The sequence below is a fragment of the Actinomadura darangshiensis genome (assembly GCF_004349235.1).
Lineage (GTDB): Bacteria > Actinomycetota > Actinomycetes > Streptosporangiales > Streptosporangiaceae > Spirillospora > Spirillospora darangshiensis.
Genome location: NZ_SMKY01000463.1, coordinates 1 through 4,640, shown reverse-complemented (window position 1 = coordinate 4,640; position 4,640 = coordinate 1). Strand labels below are relative to the sequence as shown.

The 4,640-nt window shown below is 70.5% G+C and carries 5 protein-coding genes and 1 pseudogene; 3 read left to right on the top strand and 3 right to left on the bottom strand.

The features are described 5' to 3' along the window. Positions 1 to 347 (bottom strand): annotated as a pseudogene (locus E1293_RS44630) (DNA polymerase III subunit beta); the annotation flags it as partial. Between the two features lie 135 nt (positions 348 to 482). Here E1293_RS44630 and E1293_RS44625 point away from each other — a divergent pair. Continuing rightward, positions 483 to 950 carry a DUF3995 domain-containing protein gene (locus tag E1293_RS44625; RefSeq protein WP_132205850.1) on the top strand — a complete coding sequence of 156 codons (468 nt, stop codon included), beginning with the start codon at positions 483 to 485 and terminating at the stop codon, positions 948 to 950. A gap of 3 nt (positions 951 to 953) precedes the next feature. Here the strand turns inward: E1293_RS44625 and E1293_RS44620 are convergent, their stop codons facing one another. Both E1293_RS44620 and E1293_RS44615 read right to left on the bottom strand, forming a co-directional pair. Then, positions 954 to 1,463 carry a methylated-DNA--[protein]-cysteine S-methyltransferase gene (locus E1293_RS44620; protein ID WP_132205848.1) on the bottom strand — a complete coding sequence of 170 codons (510 nt, stop codon included), beginning with the start codon at positions 1,461 to 1,463 and terminating at the stop codon, positions 954 to 956. Between the two features lie 10 nt (positions 1,464 to 1,473). Next, positions 1,474 to 2,946: an AlkA N-terminal domain-containing protein gene (locus E1293_RS44615; RefSeq protein WP_132205846.1), complete on the bottom strand. Its 1,473-nt coding sequence runs from the start codon at positions 2,944 to 2,946 to the stop codon at positions 1,474 to 1,476. A 169-nt stretch (positions 2,947 to 3,115) separates the two neighbouring features. Here E1293_RS44615 and E1293_RS44610 point away from each other — a divergent pair, with 169 nt between their 5' ends. Both E1293_RS44610 and E1293_RS44605 read left to right on the top strand, forming a co-directional pair. Next, on the top strand, positions 3,116 to 3,478 hold the full coding sequence (locus tag E1293_RS44610) for a nuclear transport factor 2 family protein (protein WP_132205844.1): 363 nt from the start codon (positions 3,116 to 3,118) through the stop codon (positions 3,476 to 3,478). Positions 3,479 to 3,610: 132 nt separating this feature from the next. Then, positions 3,611 to 4,640, top strand: a 1,030-nt coding sequence (locus E1293_RS44605) for a methyltransferase (RefSeq protein ID WP_132205842.1), incomplete at its 3' end; no start/stop codon positions are given.

Here is a 4,640-nt window from a genome sequence, read left to right as displayed (position 1 = left end):
GGGTAGTCCTCGACGGGCAGGGTCAGCAGGCCGAACTCGGCGGGGCCGCAGCGGACGACCACCTCGGAGCCCTTCGTGACGACGTCCACGGGCTGCGCGGGGAGGTTCCGGACGATGTCGGCCAGGAGCCGCCCGGGGACGAGGGCGCGGCCCGGCTCGGTGACGTCGGCGTCCTCGCGGGCGCGGGCGGACACCTCGTAGTCGAACCCGGCGACGGCGAGCTCGCCCTGGTCGGTGACCTCGATGAGCATGCCCGCGAGGACGGGGAGGGCGGGACGTGCGGGCAGCGTCCGCGCCGCCCACGCCACCGCGTCGGCGAACGTCTGGCGGTCGACTCGGAACTGCACCTTGATCAGCCCTTCCCAGGTTGTCCGGCCATGTCGAGCACGGTAACCCGCGGCTCTGACATTCCCTCGCGAGGGGGAGCCGGGCACGTCCGGCGGGGGAGGCTCCGCGGGCGTCCCGTGATCGAGAGTGCGGGTATGGACGCGATGCAGGCGGTACAGGTTCGGCGGGGCTCCGGGTTCGGAGCCTACGCGGCGGCGGCGTGGGGAGTGCTGTTCGCGCTCGTCCACGTCTACTGGGTGCTCGGCGGCCGGGCGGGGCTGCCGGCCGGGCTGGACCTGCACGACAACGTGCCGCTGCTGGTCATCGACGTGATCGCGATTCCGGTGTCGTTCGCGGCGGCGGTCCTGGCGCTGGCCGTCGTCCAGCCGTGGGGCGGACGTCTTCCGAGGAAGTGGCTGAAACTGGGCGTCTGGGGGACGGCCGGTCTCCTCCTCGTGCACGCACTCCCCTCGGTACCGGACTGGGTCGCGCTCGCGGCAGGCTCCAAGACGGTGAGCGATTTCAGCACCGATGAGCGGTTCGTCACGTTGCTCTACGAGCCCTGGTTCATCACCGGCGGGATCCTGTTCTGCCTGGCCGGGCTCGCGTTCCGGCGGCGGTGAGGCTCAGAAGAGCGCGTCCTCGGTCGACCGGGTCTTGCGTTCGAAGTCGAGGAGGTAGCGCTTGCGGTCGAGGCCGCCGCCGTAGCCGGTGAGGGAACCGGTGGATCCGACGACGCGGTGGCAGGGGACGATGACGCCGACCGGGTTGCGCCCGTTGGCCAGACCGACCGCACGGGACGCAGACGGTTTGCCTAGCTCGACCGCGAGTTCCCCGTAGGTGACGGTCTCGCCGTAGGGGATCTCCTGGAGCGCCGCCCAGACGCTTTGCTGGAAGGGCGTGCCGTTGAGGTTGAGCGGCAGGTCGAAATCGGTCAGTTCGCCGGCGAAGTAGGCGGTGAGTTGTGCGGCGACGGTGGCGAAGGGCTCACTGTCGGGGTCCCCAGGCAAGCCGAAGGTTTCCTCGGGCGGACGGTGCCGCTGCATGTCCATGTAGAGCCCAGACAGAGCGCCATCGGACGCGACCAAGGTGAGAGACCCGACAGGGCTTTCTATGACGACATGTGTTGGTTGCACAGGGTGTCCTTCAGTTCGCGGGAAGCAGGTTGATGGCGTGGTCGCCGGTGGCCCACAGGTACTGGACGGCGTAGGCCCGCCAGGGGCGCCACTGGGCGGCGCGCTGTGTGAGGGCCGCCGGCGTGGTGGGGAGGTCGAGCGCACGCGCTGCCGCACGGATTCCCAGGTCCCCCGGGATGAAGGCGTCCGGGTCACCGAGAGCGCGCATCGCGATGGTCTCGATGGTCCACGGGCCGAAGCCCGGTAGGGCGGACAAGCGCGTGCGGGCCTCTTCCCAGTCGCTCCCTACGCCGAGGTCGATCTCCCCCGATGCGAGTGCGTCGACCAGGGTCGTGAGGGTGGTGCGTCGGATTTTCGGGAAGGCGAGGGCCTCCGGGTCGAGTTCCGCTAGGGCGGACGGGGTCGGGAAGAGGTGTGTCAGTCCGCCGCCTGGGTCGTCTATGGGGTCGCCGTAGGCGGTGACCAGGCGGGCCGCATGGGTTCGTGCCGCGGCCGTCGACACCTGCTGCCCCAGGACGGCCCGCACGGCGAACTCTGGGGCGTCCACCGTGCGCGGGACGCGTCGTCCGGGCGCCTTGTCGACCAGTGGGGCCAGGACGGGGTCGTCGCGGAGGAGGTCGTCCACGGCGATGGGGTCGGCGTCCAGGTCGAGCATCCAGCGGCAGCGGCTGATCGCGATGGTGAGGTCGCGCAGGTCGCTGAGGCTGAGCGTGCAGGCGACGTGGTCGGGCTGGGGCCGCAGTGTCGCGATGCCGTGTCCGTGCGGGAGCCGCATGGCGCGGCGGAACGCACCGTCCCGCCACTCCTCGACGCCTGGGACGCCGGTGGCGGCGAGGTGCCCGAACAGGTTGTCCGGGCAGAGCGGCGCACGGAACGGCAGGCGCAGCGACAGCGCCCCTGAGCCGGCGGGCGGATGGCCCTTCGCGACACGGTCGCGCAGGGCACTCGGGGTCAGCGCGAACACTTCGCGGACGGTGTCGTTGAACGCGCGGATACTGGCGAATCCTGCCGCGAACGCGACGTCCCCCATGGGAAGGGCCGTCGTTTCGATGAGAAGGCGTGCCGTCTGCGCGCGCTGGGCCCGGGCCAGGGCGAGCGGACCGGCGCCCAGTTCGGCGTTGAGCTGACGCTCGATCTGGCGTGTGCTGTAGCCGAGACGTCCGGCGAGGCCTGGGACGCCGTCCCTGTCGACGACACCATCGGCGATCAGGCGCATCGCCCTGGCGACGACGTCCGCGCGGTGGTTCCATTCGGGCGAGCCTGGGGACGTGTCAGGCCGGCACCGTTTGCAGGCACGGAACCCGGCCTGCTGGGCGGCCGCAGCGCTCGGGTAGAAGCGCATGTTCTCCGGCTTGGGCGGCACCACAGGGCAGCTCGGCCGGCAGTAGATTCCGGTGGTCACGACCCCGGTGAAGAACCATCCGTCGAAGCGGGCGTCCTTCGACTGGACGGCCCGCACGCACCTTTCCACATCCTCGTGCATGCTCCCAGCATCACCGATGGTCGCACCGTCCGGCTAGCGAGAATCCGACATCAACGTCGGCCGCCGTCCGACCGGCTTGACGTCCCAGGTAATCGATCTTCTGTCGCCGGACCGGCAGCGTGGGGGGCACCGGGAGAACGAACCCGGACGATCAGACAGGAGTCATGAGATGAGCGACGTTCAGCAGCGGGTCGAGCGGTACCTGGCCATCTGGAACGAGACCGACGCGGCGGCCCGGCGCGCCGCGATCGACGAGCTGTGGACCGAGAACCCCGTGTACGTCGACCCGCTCGGCGCGGCCGAGGGACGGGACGCGATCGACGCGTTCGTCGGCGCCGCGCAGCAGCAGTTCCCCGGCCTGGTGTTCCGCGCGGCGGGGACGGTCGACGCCCATCACAACGTGGCCCGCTTCACCTGGGAACTCGGCCCCGAGGACGGCGAGGCGCTCGTGGTCGGCTTCGACGTGGTGGCGTTCGACGACGACGGCCGCTTCGACCGCGTGACCGGGTTCCTCGACAAGGTCCCGGCCTGAGACGCGTGTGCCGGACGCCCCACCTGGCGTCCGGCACACGACCACGATCGCGGCGATCTCCAGCAGGAAGGCGAGGGCCTCGTTCAGCACGTGCAATGGCCCAGGTAGACGCACGCCGCTACGGTACTCGCTGTGGACGACATCTCCTGGCGGGAGGGCGGCCGGGACCATCGCGTCCGCTGGCGGTCGGAGAGCGGCGCGCCGCCGCCCCAGCGCGTGACCATCGCCGACGACGAGACCCGTGCGGACGACGCGTACCGCCTGGCCTGCGAAGGGACCGCCCTGCTGTGGCGCGGCGACTTCCAGAACGCGCGGCAGTTGCTCAAGGCGATGGCACGCCGGATCGACCGTCCACCACGGCGACGGCGGAACAAGCCCGAACCGCCCCAGGCGCAGGCTTTTCACCTGCACCGCCAGGCACGTGCCCAACGCGCGCGGACGCTCGGCATGGTCCTCATACCGTTCGACCCTGGACACGTGATTCCGCTGCGCCGCGCACCGGATGTGCAGGACGCCTGTACGGAGGCCCACGGCCCGGACGACCAGCCTTACGTCGCCTCACTGCGCGAACTGCTCGGGCTTATCGGCGCCCATGAGTGGCGTGAGAAGGGCGTTCCGATCCCCGCGCTGGGCGGCGACCGGATCCACCCGCATTACGGTGTCTTCTCACCGGTCAGAGGCGAATATGTAGACCTGGTCGCCGAAGTACCACTGCCGCCAACGAAAACGGCGTTCGACGTGGGGACGGGCACGGGCGTCCTAGCGGCGGTCCTGGCCAGGCGTGGCATCGGCCATGTCATCGCCACTGACCAGGACCCGCGCGCGCTTGCCTGCGCCCAAGAGAACCTCAAGCGGCTGAACATTGAGGTGGAGATCGTCCAAGCCGACCTCTTCCCGGACGGACGGGCCGGCCTCGTCGTCTGCAACCCACCCTGGGTACCGGCGAAACCGACCTCGCCCCTGGAACACGCCGTCTACGATCCGGGCAGCCGGATGCTGCGCGGCTTCCTCACCGGCCTCGCCGACCACCTCGAACCGGACGGGGAAGGCTGGCTCATCCTGTCCGACCTGGCCGAACACCTAGGGCTCCGGACGCGGGACGAACTCCTGGCGCTGTTCGAGTCGTCCGGCCTGAAGGTCGCCGGCAGGCACGACACCCGCC

Coding starts and splice junctions, on each gene's coding strand:
- E1293_RS44615 (WP_132205846.1), bottom strand. CDS start 2,946: ATGCACGAGGATGTGGAAAGGTGCGTGCGGGCCGTCCAGTCGAAGGAC.
- E1293_RS44610 (WP_132205844.1), top strand. CDS start 3,116: ATGAGCGACGTTCAGCAGCGGGTCGAGCGGTACCTGGCCATCTGGAAC.
- E1293_RS44625 (WP_132205850.1), top strand. CDS start 483: ATGGACGCGATGCAGGCGGTACAGGTTCGGCGGGGCTCCGGGTTCGGA.